The sequence below is a fragment of the Streptomyces sp. NBC_00885 genome (assembly GCF_045207475.1).
GTDB lineage: Bacteria > Actinomycetota > Actinomycetes > Streptomycetales > Streptomycetaceae > Streptomyces.
This window is the reverse complement of record NZ_CP108796.1, coordinates 605728-625245: the sequence shown is the minus strand read 5'-3', so window position 1 is coordinate 625245 and position 19518 is coordinate 605728. Positions and strand designations below refer to the sequence as shown.

The following is a 19518-nucleotide window of genomic DNA, read 5'->3' as shown; positions in this document are numbered from 1 at the left end:
TCTAGAACACGCCCTGGCGCCGCCGCGGCAGCCGGACCGAGAAGCAGGCCCCGCCTTCGGGACCGTGCCCCTGAGCGCTCACCGAACCGCCGAGGCGCTGGGTGAGCCGGTGCACGATGGCCAGGCCCAGGCCCGTTCCGGAGGGCCGGATCCCCTGGTAGCGGGCGTGCAGAGCGCCCCGCTGGAACGCGACCTGGGCATCCTCCCGCGCCAGCCCCGGCCCGCCGTCGCGCACCTGGAGCAGCGCTCCTTCACCGTCCGGGGCGAGGGCCAGCACCAGCGGCGCTCGCTCCGGGGTCACGCGCAGGGCGTTCTCCGCCAGCTGGTCGATGATCTGCCGGACCCGCTCGCCGTCGGTGTCCACGGTCAGCGGTGCGCCGGGGCGCTCCAGGCGGAACTCCACGCCATGGCGTGCGCAGCGGCTCTCCCAGACCGTGCCCGCCTTCGCCACCAGTGCGTCCAGGTCCACCGGACGGGTCTCGACCCGGAAGTCGTCGGTCTCCAGGTGGGCGAGATCCAGCAGATCCTGTACGAAGCGTTCCAGGCGTCGGGTCTCGCTGAGCAGCGTCTCGCCGACCTCGGGCAGGTCGTCGGCCCCGACCACACCGTCGGCGAGCGCCTCCGCGTAACCGCGGGTCGCGGTCAGCGGCGTGCGCAACTCGTGCGAGACGGACAGCAGGAACTCGCGCTGCCGGTTCTCACTGCGCGCCAGTGCCTCGTCCAGAACGCTCAACGCGCCCGTCAGGTCGGCGAGTTCACGCGGACCGCCCGGCGCCGCACGCAGACCGCGCTCACCCTCGGCGAGGCGCCGTGCCGTGGTCGCGGCCGTGGTCAGCGGCCGCGACAGGCGACGGGCCAGCAACAGTCCCGCGAGCGCGGCGCCTGCCAGACCCGCGGTGAGCGGCAGGATCAGCGCCCGGCGCATACGGGAGACGCTGTTGTGCACGACCGTGTAGGGCTGGGTGAGGACGACGGCGGTGTGCCCGTTCCCGGGGCGGCCCTCCACCAGGACTTCCTCGCCGTCGAGTTGGGCGTCGGTGGATACGGATCTGCCGTCGAGGAGGGCCGTGCGGGTCGGGCCGTCGACGGCCGCGGCAGCCGGTCCGGACGCGTCACCTGCGGGACCGACGACCGCGAGCCGCACCCCGTTGGATCCGGCGAGCCGCTGTTCGCGGTCGAGCAGCAGCTGGGAGAAGACGGGGGTGCGGCTCAACACCTCGGCCTGCCGCCCCAGTTGGTCGCGCTGCTGTGCCTCGGCGCCGTCCCGGATCATGTACCAGGCGACCGCGCCCGTCAGCAGTACGGCGAGCAGGGCGACCGCGGTGGTCACCAGGGTGATGCTGCGGGTGATGGGTCCCGGCCGGCTCCTCACGAGGCGGACTCCGCCGCGCTGTAGCCGACGCCCCGCACGGTACGGATCGGACTCGCGTCGCCGAGTTTGGCGCGCAACTGCGCGATGTGGACGTCCACGGTCCTGCTGCCCCGGTAGTCCGCCTGCCCCCACACCTGGGCGAGCAGCTGTTCTCGGGGAAAGACCCGTCCGGGGTGACGCAGGAGATGGGTCAGGAGATCGAATTCCGTTGCGGTCAGTTCCACGGGGCGGCCGTCCGCCTCCGTCGTACGGCGCGCCGGATCGACCGTGACCCGGCCCACTCGCCGCATGGCTCCGTCCGGCGGACCGGCAGCCCGGCGCAGCACCGTCTTGACCCGTGCGACCAGCTCCCGCGGCGAGAACGGCTTGGTGATGTAGTCGTCCGCGCCCAGCTCCAGGCCGAGCACCCGGTCCGTCTCGTCGTCGCGCGCCGTGACCAGCAGGACCGGCGTCCAGTCCCCGTCCTCACGCAGCGTGCGGCACAGCTCGACCCCGTCGAGACCCGGCAGGGCGATGTCCAGAACGATCGCGACGGGACACAGCCGCCGCGCCGCCGCCAGCCCGGCGAGCCCGTCGGCCTCCACATGAACGCCGAAGCCCTCGCGGGAGAGATACAGCCGTTGCAGATCCGCGATGTGCCGCTCGTCCTCGACGATCAGGACGAGGCCCTTGCTGTCCGGCATGTCCCACTCCTCGCCCTCGTACGGATCTTCGATGCTAGCCCGGCGCCAGGTGCCGCAGGATGCCGGCCGCCGCGCTCTGACATTCCTCGAACATTCCCCTGATCCGCCGCTCACCTGCGCGTTCCAGGATCACGCCATGACTGCTTCCGCACCCGACACCGTGTGCCCCGCCCCGCCGGGGACTGCACCGCCACCCGGGGCCCTGCACCGACTCGGCCGGTGGTGCGCCCGGCGCGCCCGCCGGGTGATCGTGGCCTGGCTGCTCGTCCTGGTCGCCGCCTTCGCCGCGGACCGGGCCTGGGGCGGCGCCTACGAGGACGAGTTCTCGCTGCCCGGCACCACCGCCCAGGAGGGCGCCGACCTGTTGCGGGACCACGGCTCCGACCTGGAAGGCGTGGGCGCGCAGATCGTGCTCCGGGCCGACGGCCCGCTCGCGGCACACCGGGCGGCGATCGACGACGCGATGGGTGAACTCGCCGACCTGCCCGACGTGTTGACCGTGGCCGGTCCGCTCGGCACACCGGGTGCCCTATCCAAGGACGGCACCATCGGCTACGCCACCGTCCGCTTCGCGCAGAGCCCGGCAACCTTCGACCGGTCCTACGTCGACGAGGTCGACACGGCGGTCGCGGAGCTGCGCGCCGACGACGTGACCGTCGAGTACGGCGGCCCGCTCGGCCAGCTCGCCCGGCCCGAGGCGGCGCACGGCCTGTCCGAGGTCATCGGACTCGTGACGGCCGTGATCGTGCTGCTGATCGGCTTCGGCAGCATCGCCGCGGCCGGGCTGCCGCTCGTCACCGCGGTCGTCGGCCTGCTCGGCGGCCTGTCCGTCCTCGGCCTGATCGCCGCCGCCTTCACCTTCGGCTCCGCCGCGCCCACTCTCGCCACCATGATGGGCCTGGGCGTGGGCCTCGACTACGCGCTCTTCCTGACCACCCGCCACCGCGGGCTCCTCGCCTCAGGAGTCCCGCCCGAGGACGCGGCCGGCCGCACGCTCGCCACCAGCGGCCGGGCTGTCCTGGTCGCCGCCGCCACGGTCGCCATGGCTCTCGCGGGCCTGTACGCGTCGGGTGTCGCTTTCATCGGCACGCTCGGCCTGGCGGCGGCCATCACCGTGCTGGTCGCCGCGCTCGCCTCGCTGACCCTGACGCCCGCCCTGCTCGGCCTCCTCGGGCGCCGGATCGACCGCTGGTCCGTGCGCCGCCCGGTGGCCGAGTCCGAGGGCGCCGACGACACCTGGCGGCGCTGGGCCGCGACGGTCGGCCGCCGGCCGTGGCTCTTCCTCACCGCGGGCCTGCTGATCCTCGGCATCCTCAGTGTGCCGCTCGCCTCGATGCGGATCGGCCACATCGACGCGGGCGCCAGTCCGACCGGCTACACCGAGCGGCAGGCGTACGACCTGATCTCGGACGGGTTCGGGCCCGGCACGAACGGTCCGCTCACCGTCGTCGTCGCACCGGCCGCGAGCGGTACGGACACAGACCGCGTCGCGGCCGACGTACACGAGTCCCTGAAGCGGACCCCCGGCGTCGCCTCCGTCACCCGGCCCGTATACACGCCGGACCGGGCCCTGCTCACGGCCACCGTCGTCCCTCGGTACGGCCCGCAGGACGAGTCGACCACCCAACTCGTGCACAGGCTCGAGGACGAGGTGCTGCCCAAGACCCTCGACGGCACCGGCTCACGGGCGTACGTCACCGGCACCACCGCAGTCCACGTCGCCTTCCGCGACGTCCTGGTGGAGCGACTGCCGTGGATCGTGGCGGTCGTCGTCGGTGCCGCCTTCCTGCTGTTGCTCTGCGTGTTCCGCAGTCTGCTCGTCGCCGTGAAGGCGGCCCTGCTGAATCTGCTGTCGATCAGCGCGGCGTACGGGGTCGTCGTCGCGGTCTTCCAATGGGGCTGGGGCGAGCGGCTGTTCGGCGTCACGGAACCCGTGCCCGTGGAGTCGTACGTCCCCATGATGATGTTCGCCATCGTCTTCGGGCTCTCGATGGACTACGAGGTCTTCCTGCTGGCGCGGATTCGTGAGACATGGCTGGAGACCGGCGACAACCATGAAAGCGTGGCCGGGGGACTGGCCGCCACCGCCCGCGTCATCAGCTGCGCGGCGATCGTGATGACCAGCGTGTTCCTCGCCTTCCTGCTCTCCACCAATGTGGTGATCAAGATGCTCGCGCTCGGGCTCGGCGTGAGCGTGGTGATCGACGCGACGGTGGTGCGGCTGCTGCTGGTGCCCGCCACCATGTACCTGTTCGGCAGGGCCAACTGGTGGCTGCCACGGTGGCTGGACCGGCTGCTGCCACGCCTCGATCCGGAGGGGACGACAGCACGGTCCGGGCAGGGGGTCCGCGCATGAGGCGCCGGACCTGGATCGCCCTGGCCGTGGCCGGAGTTCTCGTAGCCGTGCCGGTGTGCGGCGAACTGCTCGCACGCTCCGTCATCCAGGGCCGCATCGAGGAGTCGGCGGCCCGGGCTCTGGGCGGAGAGATCGACATCGACCTCGCGGCCCGCCCGGCACTGCTCCAACTCGGCGACAAGCACCTGCCGTTCGTCGAGCTGGACGGCGATCATGTGCGACTCGGCCGCGTACCGGACGCCGAACTCCACGCGCGCCTGGACGACGTCCGCTTCACCGGCGGCGATCCGGACGCCGCCACCGTGGGCGCTGCCCGCGCGACGGTGCTGATCCCGGTGAGCGCCGTCGCGCAGATGGCGGGCGATCTCGCCGGCATGCCCGTCACCGAGGTACGGACGGACCCCCGGGCGGACACGCTCACCCTCCTCCTCGGCCGGGCCGGTATCGGCAGCGTGACGCTGCGCCCCCGGATCCGGGACGGCCGCGTCGAGACGACGATCGCGTCGGCGGAGATCATGGGCAGGCCCGCCCCCGACCGGATGATCGACCGGATCGGCGACTCCCTCGCCCGACAAGACGAGGACCGCGACTACCCACTGGACCTCGAAGCGACATCCGTCGAGGTCGAGGCGGACGGAATCCACCTGCACCTGGCGTCCGGTGGCCCGTCGGTACTGCACCGGCCGGAACGGCCGTCATGACACGGGGAAGGGCTGTCCGATGGGGCTTCCCCGGCGGCGAGGAAACGTCAGCCTAGCCCGGGGGTCCGTACAGGCTCTCGTACGCGATGCGTGCGGTGTCCGACTGCCGGGTGTCCTGGGCGACGGCCCACTGGCGCGTCGCCCGGTCCACCGCGATGGTCGTCCACCCGTGACCGTCCTCGTCGCTGAGATGGATCAGCAGGGTGCGCCGGTCGTGCTCCACGCGGAGGCGGTGGTCCGGGTTGGCGGCCTCGTGCAGGCCCCTTGACGTCTTCTCGGGGGTCGTGGGATCGGCGACGAACGATGTCCATCGCCGCCCTCCCCGCGGAGGACGGGCGGGGCGATCGCCAGGTGCCACGGGGTCGGACACGGCCCTCTCCTCTGCGGTCACGGAGCGGCGGCCGGCGCCGTACGGGTGGCGAAGGCGATCAGGTCGGCGATGACGCGTTCGGGCTGTTCCCAGTGGACGACGTGGCCCACGCCCTCGTATGTGAGAAGACGCGAGCCGTGGATGGCGTCGAGGATGGTCTGCTGGTCGCTGCGCGGCAGGAAGTCGTCCTGGTCGCCCCAGATGACGAGCGTCGGCACCAGGATGCCCGCGAGGGTCGCCCGGAGATCGGCATCGAGCAGCCCCCGCATCGTCTCTTTCCAGACGCGGGCCGGGACTTTGAGGCTTTCGTCGATCATGGTCTCGATCAGGCCCCTGGCCACCGGGCGAGCCACCATGCCGGACATCAGGTCCTCGACGAACGCGCGCGGGACGGGATCGGAGAGCCCCTCGATCTTCTCCTGCAGACCGGTCACCGCGGGCTTGTCCGCGAGCGTGGCGGGTACGCCGAGCAGTACCAGCCCCGCTACGCGGTCGGGGTGGCTGCCGGCGACCATACGGGCGGCCACGCCGCCACTGGAGGCTCCGACGAGGATCGCGCGGCCGATGCCGACGGCGTCGAGGAAGGCCACGAGATCGGAGGCGAAGTCCTCGGGCCGGTAGCCGTCGGCGGGACGGTCGGCGTCGCCGTGGCCGCGCTGGGTGGGGGCGTAGCCGTGCAGGGATGCCGGAAGCCGCCTCAGCAGGGGTTCGAAGGACCACCAGGAGTCGGCGATGGCATGGACGAAGACGACGGGAGTGCCACGGGGGTAGCCCGCCTCGGCGTAGGGGAGCGTGAGCCCTTCCCGCAGAGGCGCGGCTTTCACGGAGATGGTGGTCATGGCGGCCTTCCTCGCCGCGCCCGGACGGCCCCTGTCCGCGAGCCCGGTGGAGCCGAGCGGCGATCATTCCCGATCGTACCGACGAGCGGCCCCTTTCCGCCGGGCGGCGAAGGAACCGCGTGCGGCACCGGGCCCCGACCGCAGGTCCTACTCGGCGATCTCCGTCCGTTCCCACCAGTCGTAGACGGGAAGCCGTCCCTCGGGCGTGTCCTGGTGCCGCGACGTGACCTTGAAGTGCTCGTATCCGCCGCGGTGCGGGATCTTCAGCTCTTGTCCGGGAGGAGTGATCGGGACGATCCGCTCTTGCAGATCGTCCGGGCCGCCCTCGAGGACTGCCTTGGTAGTCATAACGCCAGTCTTCCTACCCGAGCCACCGCTCGCACCTCGGATCGAGCAGGAGCTCGGCCGCTCGGCCGATGGGCCCGAATGTCCCCGCTAGGCGGGAAGGATGCAGGTGTCGGCGAGGATCTGTTCCGCGGACGTGCAGTTGCCGTCCTGTATGGCCATCGTCATCGCGGCGTGCGCGGCGTCCGCGTCGGCCCCGAGTGGGATCACCAGGAAGGAGAAGTGGTCCTGAGGTCCCCGAGTGATGATCATTGTGTGGTCGTCGACCGCGGACCAGTCGATACGGACCATGCGGTCATCGATGAACAGGTGGCTCGGAGCACGGTCCCAGGCGCTTGCGTCGAGGCCGACGCGTGCGATGGGGCCCAGCTGGGCGGTCAGGGCGGTGATCAGGCCGGGCAACTGGGCCTCGATGTCGCGGGAGCGTGGCCACCAGGCTCCGTCGAACAGCCCCACACGGCTGGAGGTGGTCTCCATCCTCAGCACGGCCGCACCGGGAACCATCGGCTGATCGCTCGTGTCCGCGAGGAGCAGGAGAGGAGTCGGAGTGCTGAAGTCGGCAGTCATGAGCGACGGCGGGGCCAGAGCCGCCCCATGGCACCGGAGGCGTGAATCACGAGCGTGCCCAGAGCGATCATCGCGATGAGCAGGAGCACGGTGAGGAAGGTTCCCATGGTCCTCACATACCTTCCGTCGGCTCCATTGCGTGAGCGCTGACCGCTCGGGCAGTTGGAGATGAGCTCACGCGGCGCGCTTCGTGGCCGCCTTCGGAGTCCCAGACCGTCTCCCGGTTCGAGTCCCAGTCGTTCTCCGCCGCCGTCCGGAAGAACTCGGCCTCCTGGATCAGGCCGCTCGCGGTGAGACATCGCGACGGATCAGTCGCTGTGGCCATCAGCCGGGCCGCAGTTGCGGGGCTGGTCTCGGGCGGGATCACCAGCAGGTCCCAGCGGCCGGACGTGTAGGACAGCAGCAGCAGTTTGTGGGGGTCCTGCTCGGCCGTGAACCAGCCGACATGCACCACATGCCCGGCGACGGGCACCTTTCGGGGGATGACCGGCCAGAACGTGGGGTTCACGGTGACGCGGGTGATCCGGCCCCACAGCGGGTCCAGTACGGCCGTCAGCGCGGGAAGCTCCGCCGTCAGATCACGGGAGCGGGGCCACCAGGCACCGTCGATCAGGGCCGGAGCGGTGCCGGCCGGCGCCAGCATGAGTCGGAGCGGCAACGAAGAAGAGGTCCGGTCTTCGACCGCGGGTAGGTTCAGAATGGTCGCGGTCATGACGCGGACCTGCCCCCGGGCAGGCCGTAACCCGCCCGGTGTCGTGAATCGCCGAAAACGACACGAGCCTGGGAGCTGGTGCACGAAGTGTCCTCGGTAGCTCCAGGGTACTCCCGCCCGGTACCCACCGGACCCATGCGGAGCGCCGGGCTGGACGGCATCCGGGAGCTGACGCAACGGCCCCGGCGTATACACACCGGGGCCGCCCTTCCGGGCGGTTGCACGTGAGAGTGCACCAACCCAAGTCCCGATTTTACTCCCGCCAATGCCGCATTTGGGGCCTGGGCTGCGGCCCGATGCCGCGTCAACCGCGCTCTTCCTCCTCGGCCTCCATACGTCGAATGCCTTGATGTGTCAGCGAGACCATGGCGGGCGTATTGCCTGTGGCCCAGTCGACCGTGATCAGATCCTCGCCCACCAGATAAGTGCAGGCGGCGGCCAGATCCTCTTCTTGGATGCCGAGATCGTGAACCAGCTTCTCCCCGGTCACGCCCAGAAGGCGGTTGCCCTCGGTGGTCTCGTACAGAGCCTGCATGATCTTCTCGCGGTATGCCTTCCGCTCGGCCAGGGATGCCATGACTGCCGCTTTCTGGAAGGGAGTTGTCAGACCTCGTCCGGATGCGGGGCGTCACCCGCGCCGGACTTGCTCGTCACCAGCCACGTCGCGTCCGAATCGATGGTCTCGGAAGGGTGCGTGGTGTCCACGGTGACGTGGAGCCGGGTTCCGCCCTCGCGGCCGGCGGGGTAGCTGCGCTGTTCGGTCGACGCGAAGCTGCGCCGGCACTTCTGCGACTTGGCGGGCGGACTCGGGGGACGCGGCGACGATACGAACCTCGGCAAATCCTGCTGCGGGCACTGTTTTCGCAGGTCTCATGATGGGCCTCGCTGTCCGGCGAATTATGGCGCTCGCACCCGGTGACTTCACAGTACTCCGGCCCCCCAGCGTCTCGACGGTCGTGTACGAGCCCACGTGCGGCAATGTGGCCGGGTCGTCCTCGTCCGGTTCCGGATTCCTGGCTGAAGGGCCGAGGAGACCTTGGCGGAGGGCCCACGCCGGGATGGGACGAGCCGCCCCACCGCTGCGGGAGTCGCCTACGACGGCGCGCGCTGCCGCGGCACCGCGTCAGGTTCGGCGGCGCGCAGGTCGGCGAGCAGCTCGGCCTGGCCCGCCAGCACGCCGGACAGGATCGTCCGCGCGAACCTGAGCAGCTCCGCCACCTGAGGGCTGGTCAGCGAGTAGTGGACGGCCGAGCCTTCCTTGCGGGTTATGACCAGATTGGCCCGGCGCAGTACGGCCAGTTGCTGTGAGAGGTGAGCGGGCTCGACGCCTATCTCCGGCAGCATCTCGAAGACCCCGCGCCCGTGCCTGCCGCCACACTCTTCGTCATGGGGCCATCCTCGCGCGGAGGTCAGGCCTTCTTCAGGAATTCGGTCTTCAGGACCAGGCCCTTGACCTTCTTGGTGTTGCACTCGACCTCGCCGGGCTTGCTGGTGAGCCGAATATTTTTCACCAGGGTTCCGCGCTTGAGGGTCTCGGAGGTCCCCTTCACCTTCAGGTCCTTGATCAGCGTCACGGAGTCGCCATCCTGAAGCGGGGTTCCGTTACTGTCCTTCACGATCACGTCGCTCATGCTGCTTCCTTGTCTGCTTTCGTTCCCGTGTATCTCTTACTTCAGGGCTTGTGCCGCCGGGTTCCGCACGCCCGGCCAGTCGTCCGTGCGCCATTCCCGCGCTTGACCGGTGACCGCCTGGTGCGCCACCAGAGCGGCGGCCAGGTCGCAGTGGACGGGGATCGGCGGATGGCTGCCGTCGGGGACGAGCGAGCCGTCCGAGGGGATCGCCGCCAGCTCCAGGCTCCGCCCCTTGTCGGCGAGTTGGCGGGCGGCCTGAGCGACGGCCAGCTGGCCCCCCGCCGACCAGCCGCGCAGCTCGGTGAGGTCGAGGATCACCGGCCCGGTGCCGCGAGCCAGCGCCCAGCCGACGGCTCCGGTGAAGCGGGCCACGGCGTCGGCGCCGAGAAATCCGGCCAGGGAGAGGACTCCGAGGTCCTGGTGGGTGGTGTAACGCCACTCGATGGTCATCTTTGCTGTCTCGTTCTCACAGGGGGAGGGTGATCCAGATGGTTTTGCCCCCGCCGTCGGCGTCCGCGCGTACGACCGCCGTGCCGCCGAGCCCGAGGGTGAGCTCGATGACGGTCGCCAGCCCGCCGCCCCCGGCGGCGGTGGCCGCGGCACACAGGGCGGGCTGGTAGGGGTGACGGTCGTGGACGGCGAACGCGAAGGTGTCCGGGCCGACCGCGTGGATCACGGTGATATTCGGGGAAAGTGCGGCGGCGTGCCGGACGCTGTTGGTGACCAGTTCGCCCAGGATCAGCAACGCGGGGTCGACCGTTGGATGGTTCCGGTTGATGCCCCACCCCGCCAGCACCTGTTCGGTGGTCTCGCGCGTCAGCCGTACGGCGGACCCCATGGCGGGCACGGTCAGTACATGCCGGTTTGGCAGACCCTCCTGCTGAGCGACCATCAGGCCCCCTCGTGGGCGAGCCGGAAGCCGGTCATCGTCTGCGGGCGGATCCGGACGAGGGTGTCGTGTGGTCCGAGGGCCCAGCCGGGCAGCGTACGGCGGTAGTGGGCTGCCTCGTCCGGATCGGTGATCACCTCGGCCGGACCGCTTGCCGTCACCGTCCACCCGGTGCCGCCGGCCACGCGGATCTCGTCGGCGTGGTAGGTGAGCGAGGGCCTGCCGGACAGGGCTGCCGCCTGGACCGGGGTGCGCACGATCAATCTGCCGTACTGGAGGATGTGCACCGCCGGGCGTATCACCGCGCTCTCGCGGTGGACGTACACAAGTCGTCCCTGGACCGCGCCTTCGAGCAGCCACAGAGCCTCGATGCCGGGCACCTCGACCATACGACGTGAGAGGGGGACGGTCATCGGGAGGTCCCCTCGGCAACGGGAACGACGGGCAGCACCCCGGCGAGGTGCAGGTGGGCGCGGGCACCCGCGATGGCCTCGGGGGTGGTGGCGTACTCCCGGCCCTCCCGGCGCAGCAGGTCCAGCGCGCCGACGGACTCGAGGACGCGCCGCTGGCCGGGGCGAATCCCCGAGGTCATGACGGCGATGCCGCGCCGGTTCAGCTTTTGTATCGCGTCCTTCAGGAGGAGTGCTCCGGTGGCGTCCATCGTGGAGACCCGCGACATGCGCAGGATGACGACTCGCACGTCGGCGACCTCGCTCAGCTCCAACAGGAATCGGTGCGCGCCGGCGAAGAACAGCGGGCCGTCGATCCGGTACGCCACGATGTGCTGGGCCAGCAGCGCGTGTTCCTCGTCGCTGTGCTCGCCGGGCAGGTCGGGCCGGAAGTCCACCTGGTCCATGCGGGCCTGCTTGGCCACCGAGTGCAGGGCGAGCGCACCGGCCACGAACAGGCCGATGATCACCGCGTAGACGAGGTCCAGGGCCAGGGTGGCGGCGGCGGTCAGTACGAGAACGAGGGCGTCGGAGCGCGTGGAGCGCGTCATCGCACGCAGCGCGCCGACCTCGACCATGCGGACGGCGGTCGCCACCAGCACACCGGCGAGTGCGGCCAGGGGAATCTTCGAGACCAGCGGGGCGGCCGCGAAGACGATCACCGCGAGGACGGCGGCATGGACGAGCGCCGCGAGCCTGGAGCCCGCGCCGGTACGGACATTGACCGCCGTGCGGGCGATGGCCGCCGTCGCCGGGACACCACCGAACAGCGGCGCAGCCAGGTTCGCAATGCCCTGCCCGAACAACTCCTTGTCCGGATCGTGTTTCTGGCCGACCGTCATGCCGTCCGCGACCGTGGCCGACAGCAGCGACTCCAGCGCCGCGAGGGCGGCCACCGCCATCGCGGGCGCGAGCAGCGAACCGAGCGCGGAAAGGTCTAGGAAGCCGAGCGAGGGAGCGGGCAGCCCGGACGGCAGATCCCCGATCGGGGCGGCGTCGAGCTGGAAGAGCTGCCCCACGAGGGTCGCGGCGATTACCGCGACGATCGAGAAGGGGACGGTGGGCCGCAGGCGTGCGCCGAGCAGCATCACGGCGGCAACCCCGAGGGTGATGGAGAGGGCCGTCCAGTTCGGGGTGCGCACGAACTCCTCGACCGCCCGCCAGGTCACCAGCAGGACCCTGTCGCCCTCTGGCTTGGCCACCCCGAGCGCGTTCGGGATCTGCTGCAGACCGATCACGAGGGCGATACCGAGGGTGAAGCCCTCCACCACGGGGGCGGGGATGTACTGCATGTACCGTCCGGCCCGCAGCAGCGCGAGCGCGATCAGCATGACTCCGGCCATCAGCCCTACGGTCAGCACCCCGCCGGGACCGTACTCGGCGACGATCGGTACCAGTACGACCGTCATAGCCCCGGTGGGCCCCGAGACCTGAAGGTTCGAGCCGCCGAACAGCGCCGCGAGGGCACCCGCCACGACAGCGGTCGCCAGTCCCGCCTCGGCGCCCAGCCCGGAGGACACGCCGAAGCCGAGCGCGAGCGGCAGCGCGACGATCGCCACCGTGAGCCCGGCGAGCAGGTCGCGGCGCGGGTTGCGCGCCATGACCGCGAAGTCGGCACGGGCGGGAAGGAGGGAACGCAGCCTGCGCAGGGCCCGGGCGAGGACCGTACTCACTTCGCGGCACCCTCGGCTTCCCGCAGCTCCTCCAGGAGCTCGTTCTGCCCGGACAGCATTTCGGTGAGGATCCGCCGCGCGGCGCGCATCAGATCGGCGACATCGCCGCCGGCGAGCTCGTAGACGACGGTCGAGCCTTCGCGGGTCGAGGTGACGATGCCCGAGCGGCGGAGCACCGCCAGCTGCTGGGAGAGGGCCGACGGCTCCACCTCGATCGACGCGAGCAGATCCCGGACCGGCATCGGCCCGCCTTGCAGGAGCTCCAGGACGCGTATACGGACCGGGTGCCCGAGCATCCGGAAGAACTCGGCCTTGGCCTGATACAGGGGAACGGGCACGGCCCTCGAACTCTCCTCATCGCTGCGGACACTGCTAACACAGCATGTATTGAATTGCAGAATTTCGCAATTCCTCCAGTCGCGGAGGAGTCCTCGCCCTCCGTGTCCGGGTGCCGTTCGGGTGCACATCAAGTGCCCCGGAGTGCCGCCACGACCCTCCGTCCCCGCAGGCCGACACCATGATCACCGGCATTTGGTGCGAGGAGAGGAACGCCGCGATGGTCGTGAGGCGGGACGTACTGCGTATGGGATCCGTAGCCGCAGCACTGGGGCTGGCTGCCGGACTGACGGGCGGCGCCGGGAAGGCAGCCGGGCAGCAGCGATTCCCCCGCGGGGCCGCCCGGCCGGAGCCGCGGGCCTGGCGGGAGCTGCGCAGGAGACTCAGCCCGGCGGCCGGGCTCTACCGGCCCGGCAGCGACGACTACCGTCTGCTCGCCCTGCCGGACAATCTGCGCTACGCCGACGTCCTGCCGGCGGGCATCGTGGCCTGTGCCACCGAGCGCGACGTGCAGGTCGCCGTCGAGTGGGCAGCGAGGCACGGCGTCCCCCTCGCGCCACGCTCCGGCGGCCACAACTACGCCGGGTACTCCACCACCCGCGGCCTCCTCATCAGCCTCCGGCGTATGAACGACGTGGCTGTTCTCGGCACCCGGCTCGCGCTCGGCGGCGGCACCACCAACTCGGACGTCTACGCGGCCAGAGCAGCCAACCTCTATTTCCCCGGCGGCCGCTGCCCGGGCGTGGGCGTGGCCGGACTGACGCTCGGTGGCGGACTGGGCTTCAACGACCGCAAGTGGGGCCTGACATGCGACCGGCTGGTCGAGACCCGCGTCGTACTGGCCGACGGCTCACTGGTGCGCGCGGCCGACGACGAGAACCCTGACCTGTTCTGGGCGTGCCGCGGCGGAGCCGGGGGCAACTTCGGCATCAACACCGCCTTCGTCTTCGACGCCACACCGGTCGGCGACCTGCTTGCCACGGTCTTCGACCTGACCTTCGACCTGACGTCCGCAGTCCCGCTGGTGGCCGCCGTCCAGGAGATCCTCGCCGCCGACGACGCGGGCGACTTCGACGTACGCATCGGCTTCAAGCACCCCGGCGATGGCCCGGCGGCCGTCGCGCTGCTGGGGCAGAGGCTGGGCGACGAGGCGGCGCTGCGCGGGCTCCTCGCCCCCGTGCTGGAGCTCGGACCTACGAAGGAGTTCATCGAGCAGCGGCACTTCTGGACCGCCCAGGACTACCTCATGGAGCAGCCCGGAGCGGGTGGTGCCACGGCGTCCAAGTCCCTTGTGCCGGACCGGTGGCTGAATTCGGGAACTGTCGAGTCCGTCGCCGAGTGGGTCCGCGGCTGGCGGCCCGGCGTCGTCGGCAACTCCGGCTACGTCACACTCTTCGCGATGGGCGGACGCAGCGGGTCTGTCGGGCCGGGCGAGACGGCATACCCCCACCGAGACGCCACCTTCGTCATCGACGTCGGCACGCACTGGAAGCCCACCACCCCACAGGAGATCGTCGACGACCTGCTGATCCAGACGCGCGCCATGCATCGCACGCTCCGCCGCGATCTGGAAACGTCGGCGGCGTACGTCAACTTCCCCGACCCGGACCTGCGGAACTGGCAGTGGGCGTACTACGGCGGCAATTACGACCGCCTCGTCGACGTCAAGCGCCGCTACGACCCCAGCGGTCTCTTCCACTACGACCAGGCGGTGGGCAGGTAAGGGTGCCGGGCGCGCGGGCGCCGGGTCCGTGCTCCTTGCCCGGCCGGGCTCCGGGGCGCAGTCTGGGGTGAGGCCCGTGTCCAGTGCGCACCCGTACGGAGGTCGCCGTGGTCTTCAGACGCAGCCGTCGTGACCCGATGACACCACGCGTGTTCCCCAGGCCCTCGGGAGCCTGCAACGCCTGCACGCGCTGCGGGCGGAGGCCCTGCTCCGTCTGGCAAGGTCCGCTCGCCGTCGGAAAGCTGGGCCGAACCACCGTGACGTACCGCGGCTGTGTGCGTCGCACCCTGTTCGTGTCCGCGGCCGTGGCCGGGCTGTTGCTCGGCGGCGGACTGGCCGGGGCGCTGCTGACCACCGGGTCGGTCGCGGCGTTCCTCGCACTGCTCTGGCTGGCGACGTCGGTCCAGCTGGTTCGACCCGCTCCGGCCTGCGGCGACTGGGGTGGCGGGCTCGGTCCGGGTGGCGCGGGCGTGCGCGAGCCGCGTCGGCCCAAGCCGTTTCCGCCTGCCGACGCGATCGCTCTGCCACCGCCTTCCCCTGCCGAAAATTGATCGCGTGAAGATCGGTGCCTCTGTTACGGTCGCGCCTATGAAGCGCGCTGCCATGAGCCTGACGACGACGCCGGAGAGTGTCCCGGCGCGCTGACAGCTGTCTTTGTCCGAAGCCCCGGGGCGAGTGGCCCCGGGGCTTCGCCATGTGGTCACTCGCCTCACCCTCTGCGAGGAGACCACGATGCACGACCACCGCAAACTCGGCCGCGAACTGGGCCTGTTCGACACCGACCCCCTGATGGGTGCGGGCCTGCCGTACTGGCTGCCCGAGGGCGCCGCCGTCCGGCACGCCCTGGAGGAGTACATCCGCGACGCCGAACGCCGGGCGGGCTACCAGCACGTGTACTCGCCGGTGCTGGGCAAGCGGGAACTGTACGAGATCTCCGGTCACTGGTCGCACTACAGCGAGGACATGTTCCCGCCGATGGATCTCGGTGGCGAACAGGTCGTACTACGGCCCAGCTTGTGCCCCCACCACGCGTTGATCTATCGCTCCCGTGCTCACAGCTACCGTGAACTGCCCCTGCGGATGGCTGAGTTGGGAGGCATGTACCGCTCCGAGCTCTCCGGGGTGCTCGGCGGTCTCACCCGCGTCCGGGCGATCCAGCTGAACGACGCGCACATCTTCTGCACCCTCGACCAGGCGGCCGACGAGGCGCGGGCGGCCCTGGAGCTGATCCGCCGGGCGTACGGAGCTCTCGGCATCCGTCCCGCCCGGTACCGGCTCTCGCTTCCCGGGGCGGGCGGGAAGTACGTGGCCGACCCCGAAATGTGGCGGCGGGCCGCCGCCCTGCTCAGAGACGTACTCGACGCGTCCGGCGTCCCCTACGACGCCGTCGAGGGGGAGGCGGCGTTCTACGGTCCCAAGATCGACGTACAGATCGCCAACGGCGCCGGCCGCGAGGCCACCCTGTCCACCGTCCAGGTCGACTTCCACCAGCCCGAACGGTTCGATCTGCACTACATCGGCCCCGACGGGGCCAAACACCGGCCGGTCATGGTTCATCGCAGCGTCATCGGCAGCGTGGAGAGAGCTGTCGCCCACCTCATCGAGGTGCACGGCGGTGCTTTTCCCGCCTGGCTCGCTCCCACCCAGCTGGTCGTACTTCCGGTCTCCGAGGCCGAGTCGGGCCGGGCCGACTCGCTTCGGCGGCGATGCGTCGCCCAGGGGCTGCGGGCGGAAGTCGCCGGGCCGGAACGCGGCACCCTGGGCGCCCGCGTCCGCGCCGCCCGGCTCGTGCCCTACCAGGCGGTGATAGGCGCCAAGGAGGCGGACGGCGACCAGGTCGCACTGCGTCTGCGTGACGGGCGCCGACTGGACGCCCTGCCTGCCGCGGAGGTTCTGTCCCGTATCGGCGCGCTTGTCGCCGCTCACAGCACCGAGCTGTGGGAGACCGAAGTGCTCGTGTAGAGAGCGGCCGCAACTCCGGCCGCAGTAGCAGGCAACCTGAACAGCCGTCTCGTCCTCCTAACGACCGCATGGGCGCACAGACATTCAGTCGGCATCGGTCGCAGACCGTCCCTGAAGGGCCGCCCGTTGATACGAACAGACGCAGGAGCGGGCAGCAAGAATGCAGGAACCTAACGCAACCCCGGCCAACAGGCGGCTGGTCAGCGTGGACTTGGTCCGCGCCATCGCCGTGTTCGCTATGTTCGCCGCGCACATCGGACCCCCGGTGAAGCCCGAAGGTGCGGGTTACCTACTGGTCGCGTTCGACGGTCGTGCGCCCGGCATCTTCACCCTGATCGCGGGACTGTCGCTGACCCTCTCCCGGGGCGGCACCGAGCCCCGTCCAGCGCTGACCGGCACGCTGCGCGCCACCCTCGTACGCTGCGCCGTGCTCGCGGTGCTCGGCATGGCGCTGACGGAGCTCAGGTCGGGGATCGCGGTGATCCTCACGTTCTTCGCGTTGTACTTCCTGACAGCGGAACCGCTGGCCCGTCTGCGCACCCGTTCACTGATCGCGGTCGCCGCGGTCTCCGTGGTGCTGGGTCCGGTCCTGTCGTACTGGCTGGGTCCGTACCTGGGACACCGCGCCGCCGGACGCGGCCGCTACCCCGGATTCGAGGCGGTCACCGGCTGGTCCGGATTCACTGAGGCGCTCGACACGCTGCTCGTGTCCGGCGCCTACCCCTGGCTCACCTACTTTCCTTACGTCATCGTCGGCATGGCGCTGGGCCGGGTGGTGAACCTGACCCGGCCCGGAACAGCCCGTCGGCTCATCGGCTGGGGAGCGGTGACCGTGGTGGCCGGGCACGGCCTGTCCGCGCTGGCTCTTGGGCCGGCCGGCGGGCGCGCGGCGCTGCTGGATGCCATAGCCCGCAGCCACGCCTTCGCGATGAACGCCCCCGATCCGGTACAGGCCGTGCTTGCCCGACAGGCCGGGGCGATACCCAGCACCTCCTGGGCCTGGCTGCTGGTCGACGATCCCTACAGCCAGACGCCCTTCGAGACCCTGGCCAACATCGGCGTCAGCTGGCTCCTCATCGGCCTCGCAGTGGCCGCCTGCCGCCTTCAGGTGCTCGAACTGCTCCTGCGCCCGCTGGCCGTCGTCGGGACGATGGGCCTGTCGGTGTACGCGCTTCACGTCCTCGCGCGGGCCGAGCTGCAGCCGCAGCACGGCTGGCAGGCTCTGGGCGCCTTCTGCGGGATCTCGCTGGTGGGGTGTGTCCTCTGGGCGTACACCTTCCGCGGCACCTCGCTCAGGCGCGGGCCGCTGGAATGGGCCCTTCATGCGATCACGCCGACCCCGAAGGCACCCGCTCCCGAGAGCAGTGCGCCCAAGGAGGCATTGACCCTGCGCGGATGACGACGGCTCTGCGCCGCGTCACGTCCAGGTGTCGGGGCCGGGGTTGCCGCCCTCCGCGAGGGTGGCGAGCCGGTCGGTGTAGTGGATCCAGCCGTCCTTGTGGGCCGCGCGGGCCTGCGGGGAGGGCAGGTCACGGTGGACCAGGCGGAGCAGCGTGCCCTCGGCGTCGGGTTCGAGGGTGATTTCGACGGTCGTCGAGCCGGGCGGGACGCCGAGGTCGTTGTCCACCCAGCCCCAGGTGAAGACGAGGCGTTTGGGCGGGTCGACCTCGACGAAGTGGCCCTCTGCGATGTTCTGGCCGGTGACGGTGGTGCGGTAGGCGCCGCCGGGCCGGAAGCTGAACTCGCCGTCCTGGCCCATCCAGGACAGCCATTTGTTCGGGTCGGTGAAGAAGGAGAAGACGGTCTCGGGCCGGGCGTCGATGCGCCGCTCCAGCGTGACCAGATCGGTGCTCACGGGCTTGCCTCCTCGGACTTCTCGGCGCGTTCGGCCGCTTCGGCCAGCTCGGCGAGGGCGTCCAGCTTGGTGGCCCACATCGACTGCAGGTAGTCGGCCAGCGGGCCCATGCCCTCGCGGTCGGCCCTGTAGAAGCGTTTTCTGCCGTCCTGGCGCAGCGTAACGAGGCCGGAGTCCCTGAGCACCTTGAGGTGCTGGGAGACCGCGCCGAAGGTGACGTCGAACCGCTCGGCGATCTCGCCCGCGGACAGCTCGGCGTCCCAGACCAGCCGAAGGATCTCGCGCCGTCTGGGTTCGGCGACCGCCCGTACCGCATCCATGGGGTTCATTTTAGCCGCCGCTTCAGCTTGCCTTCGAGACGAAGTCATTTTAGTCTCGACTAAAGCAATAAGAACGACGCCCGGGACTGGAGAGACTCATGAACACGCAGCAGCAGTCACTGCCCACCGCCATCCGCGAATGCGCAGACGCGGTCGCCGCCACGGCCTCCGGTATTCGCGGCGACCAGCTCGGCGAGCGCACCCCGTGCGAGAAGTTCACCGTCGCCGAGCTCCTCGACCACCTGGGCGGGACCCTGACCTCATCCGTACGAGCCGCCGACAAGCAGCCACAGCCCGACGAGGCGGCCGCCACGGACATGTCACCGGCGTCCGTCGCCGAGTCCGCGAACCGGGCCGCCGCGGCCTGGGGCGACCCCGGCGCGTACGAGGGCACCACCGAGTTCGGCCCCGGCGAGATGCCTGCCGGCTTCGCCGCCACGATCACCCTGGAGGAACTCGCCCTGCACGGCTGGGACCTGGCCCGGGCCACCGGACGGTCCTTCACCATCAGCGAGGAAGCCGGACAGGTCACGCTCGGCGCGGTCGAACAGATCGCGGAGCAGGCCCGGATCAGGGGCTCCTACGGCCCGCCCGTCCCCGTGCCCGCCGACGCACCCGCCTTCCACCGAGCGCTCGGTGCCAGCGGGAGAAATCCCGAGTGGACGGGCTGACCGCCCGGCAAGGAGGCGCAAGCAGCGGCATGACGACCGACGAGTGAAGGGTCGCTCCGCCATC

At 70.7% G+C, this 19518-nt stretch carries 24 protein-coding genes and 1 pseudogene; 7 read left to right on the top strand and 18 right to left on the bottom strand.

Translation table 11 applies throughout. The features are described from left to right. Position 1 precedes the first annotated feature (1 nt). Positions 2-1372, bottom strand: coding sequence for a sensor histidine kinase (locus tag OHA61_RS03015; RefSeq protein ID WP_406301547.1), 1371 nt, complete (start codon positions 1370-1372; stop codon positions 2-4). Next, positions 1369-2055: a response regulator transcription factor gene (locus OHA61_RS03010; protein WP_406301546.1), complete on the bottom strand. Its 687-nt coding sequence runs from the start codon at positions 2053-2055 to the stop codon at positions 1369-1371. Before OHA61_RS03010 ends, OHA61_RS03015 begins: the two co-directional genes overlap by 4 nt. 136 nt (positions 2056-2191) lie before the next feature. Here OHA61_RS03010 and OHA61_RS03005 point away from each other — a divergent pair, with 136 nt between their 5' ends. Both OHA61_RS03005 and OHA61_RS03000 read left to right on the top strand, forming a co-directional pair. After that, positions 2192-4411 carry an MMPL family transporter gene (locus tag OHA61_RS03005; RefSeq protein ID WP_406301545.1) on the top strand — a complete coding sequence of 740 codons (2220 nt, stop codon included), beginning with the start codon at positions 2192-2194 and terminating at the stop codon, positions 4409-4411. Then, positions 4408-5112: a DUF2993 domain-containing protein gene (locus OHA61_RS03000; RefSeq protein WP_406301544.1), complete on the top strand. Its 705-nt coding sequence runs from the start codon at positions 4408-4410 to the stop codon at positions 5110-5112. The genes OHA61_RS03005 and OHA61_RS03000 overlap by 4 nt, the downstream gene beginning before the upstream one ends. Positions 5113-5164: 52 nt before the next feature. Here the strand turns inward: OHA61_RS03000 and OHA61_RS02995 are convergent, their stop codons facing one another. The 14 genes and pseudogenes from OHA61_RS02995 to OHA61_RS02930 all read right to left on the bottom strand — a co-directional run bounded on the left by OHA61_RS02995 (position 5165) and on the right by OHA61_RS02930 (position 12925). Continuing rightward, positions 5165-5482 carry a hypothetical protein gene (locus OHA61_RS02995; RefSeq protein WP_406301543.1) on the bottom strand — a complete coding sequence of 106 codons (318 nt, stop codon included), beginning with the start codon at positions 5480-5482 and terminating at the stop codon, positions 5165-5167. Between the two features lie 17 nt (positions 5483-5499). Then, entirely contained in the window at positions 5500-6321 is an 822-nt protein-coding gene (locus tag OHA61_RS02990; RefSeq protein ID WP_406301542.1) for an alpha/beta fold hydrolase, read from the bottom strand. A 147-nt stretch (positions 6322-6468) separates the two neighbouring features. Further along, positions 6469-6669, bottom strand: coding sequence for a DUF5988 family protein (locus OHA61_RS02985; protein ID WP_406301541.1), 201 nt, complete (start codon positions 6667-6669; stop codon positions 6469-6471). An 87-nt stretch (positions 6670-6756) separates the two neighbouring features. Beyond that, complete coding sequence (locus tag OHA61_RS02980) at positions 6757-7233, bottom strand: DUF5994 family protein (RefSeq protein WP_406301540.1); 477 nt, start codon at positions 7231-7233, stop codon at positions 6757-6759. A gap of 112 nt (positions 7234-7345) precedes the next feature. Beyond that, complete coding sequence (locus OHA61_RS02975; RefSeq protein ID WP_406301539.1) at positions 7346-7945, bottom strand: DUF5994 family protein; 600 nt, start codon at positions 7943-7945, stop codon at positions 7346-7348. 304 nt (positions 7946-8249) lie between these two features. Continuing rightward, positions 8250-8522, bottom strand: a complete 273-nt coding sequence (locus OHA61_RS02970; protein WP_406301538.1) for a hypothetical protein — start codon at positions 8520-8522, stop codon at positions 8250-8252. A gap of 26 nt (positions 8523-8548) precedes the next feature. After that, a complete protein-coding gene (locus OHA61_RS02965; RefSeq protein WP_406301537.1) occupies positions 8549-8785 on the bottom strand; it encodes a hypothetical protein in 237 nt (78 codons plus the stop codon). 252 nt (positions 8786-9037) lie between these two features. Further along, positions 9038-9298 (bottom strand): annotated as a pseudogene (locus tag OHA61_RS02960) (transcriptional regulator); the annotation flags it as partial. A 56-nt stretch (positions 9299-9354) separates the two neighbouring features. Continuing rightward, positions 9355-9576 (bottom strand): alkylphosphonate utilization protein, encoded by a 222-nt coding sequence (locus tag OHA61_RS02955; RefSeq protein ID WP_326655003.1) that lies wholly within the window; start codon positions 9574-9576, stop codon positions 9355-9357. Between the two features lie 36 nt (positions 9577-9612). Continuing rightward, a complete protein-coding gene (locus OHA61_RS02950; RefSeq protein WP_406301536.1) occupies positions 9613-10026 on the bottom strand; it encodes an STAS domain-containing protein in 414 nt (137 codons plus the stop codon). Between the two features lie 16 nt (positions 10027-10042). Next, positions 10043-10468 (bottom strand): ATP-binding protein, encoded by a 426-nt coding sequence (locus OHA61_RS02945; protein WP_406301535.1) that lies wholly within the window; start codon positions 10466-10468, stop codon positions 10043-10045. Beyond that, positions 10468-10878, bottom strand: a complete 411-nt coding sequence (locus OHA61_RS02940; RefSeq protein WP_406301534.1) for a pyridoxamine 5'-phosphate oxidase family protein — start codon at positions 10876-10878, stop codon at positions 10468-10470. The genes OHA61_RS02945 and OHA61_RS02940 overlap by 1 nt, the downstream gene beginning before the upstream one ends. Next, positions 10875-12515 carry a SulP family inorganic anion transporter gene (locus OHA61_RS02935; RefSeq protein WP_406307263.1) on the bottom strand — a complete coding sequence of 547 codons (1641 nt, stop codon included), beginning with the start codon at positions 12513-12515 and terminating at the stop codon, positions 10875-10877. The genes OHA61_RS02940 and OHA61_RS02935 overlap by 4 nt, the downstream gene beginning before the upstream one ends. A gap of 68 nt (positions 12516-12583) precedes the next feature. Then, positions 12584-12925: a metalloregulator ArsR/SmtB family transcription factor gene (locus tag OHA61_RS02930; protein WP_328666255.1), complete on the bottom strand. Its 342-nt coding sequence runs from the start codon at positions 12923-12925 to the stop codon at positions 12584-12586. Between the two features lie 179 nt (positions 12926-13104). Here OHA61_RS02930 and OHA61_RS02925 point away from each other — a divergent pair, with 179 nt between their 5' ends. The 4 genes from OHA61_RS02925 (at position 13105) to OHA61_RS02910 (ending at position 18007) form a co-directional block, all read left to right on the top strand. Beyond that, the gene (locus OHA61_RS02925) at positions 13105-14646 is read left to right on the top strand and encodes an FAD-binding oxidoreductase (RefSeq protein ID WP_406301533.1); all 1542 of its coding nucleotides are present in this window, start codon (positions 13105-13107) and stop codon (positions 14644-14646) included. A gap of 275 nt (positions 14647-14921) precedes the next feature. Then, entirely contained in the window at positions 14922-15197 is a 276-nt protein-coding gene (locus OHA61_RS02920; RefSeq protein ID WP_406301532.1) for a hypothetical protein, read from the top strand. Between the two features lie 145 nt (positions 15198-15342). Beyond that, the gene (thrS, locus tag OHA61_RS02915; protein ID WP_406301531.1) at positions 15343-16608 is read left to right on the top strand and encodes a threonine--tRNA ligase; all 1266 of its coding nucleotides are present in this window, start codon (positions 15343-15345) and stop codon (positions 16606-16608) included. Positions 16609-16768: 160 nt separating this feature from the next. Continuing rightward, positions 16769-18007: a heparan-alpha-glucosaminide N-acetyltransferase domain-containing protein gene (locus tag OHA61_RS02910; protein WP_406301530.1), complete on the top strand. Its 1239-nt coding sequence runs from the start codon at positions 16769-16771 to the stop codon at positions 18005-18007. An 18-nt stretch (positions 18008-18025) separates the two neighbouring features. Here OHA61_RS02910 and OHA61_RS02905 read toward each other — a convergent pair whose 3' ends face one another. Both OHA61_RS02905 and OHA61_RS02900 read right to left on the bottom strand, forming a co-directional pair. After that, positions 18026-18463: an SRPBCC domain-containing protein gene (locus OHA61_RS02905; protein ID WP_406301529.1), complete on the bottom strand. Its 438-nt coding sequence runs from the start codon at positions 18461-18463 to the stop codon at positions 18026-18028. Further along, a complete protein-coding gene (locus OHA61_RS02900; RefSeq protein ID WP_328666250.1) occupies positions 18460-18783 on the bottom strand; it encodes a metalloregulator ArsR/SmtB family transcription factor in 324 nt (107 codons plus the stop codon). Before OHA61_RS02900 ends, OHA61_RS02905 begins: the two co-directional genes overlap by 4 nt. Positions 18784-18881: 98 nt before the next feature. Here OHA61_RS02900 and OHA61_RS02895 point away from each other — a divergent pair, with 98 nt between their 5' ends. Next, positions 18882-19454, top strand: coding sequence for a TIGR03086 family metal-binding protein (locus OHA61_RS02895; protein ID WP_406301528.1), 573 nt, complete (start codon positions 18882-18884; stop codon positions 19452-19454). Positions 19455-19518 lie beyond the last annotated feature (64 nt).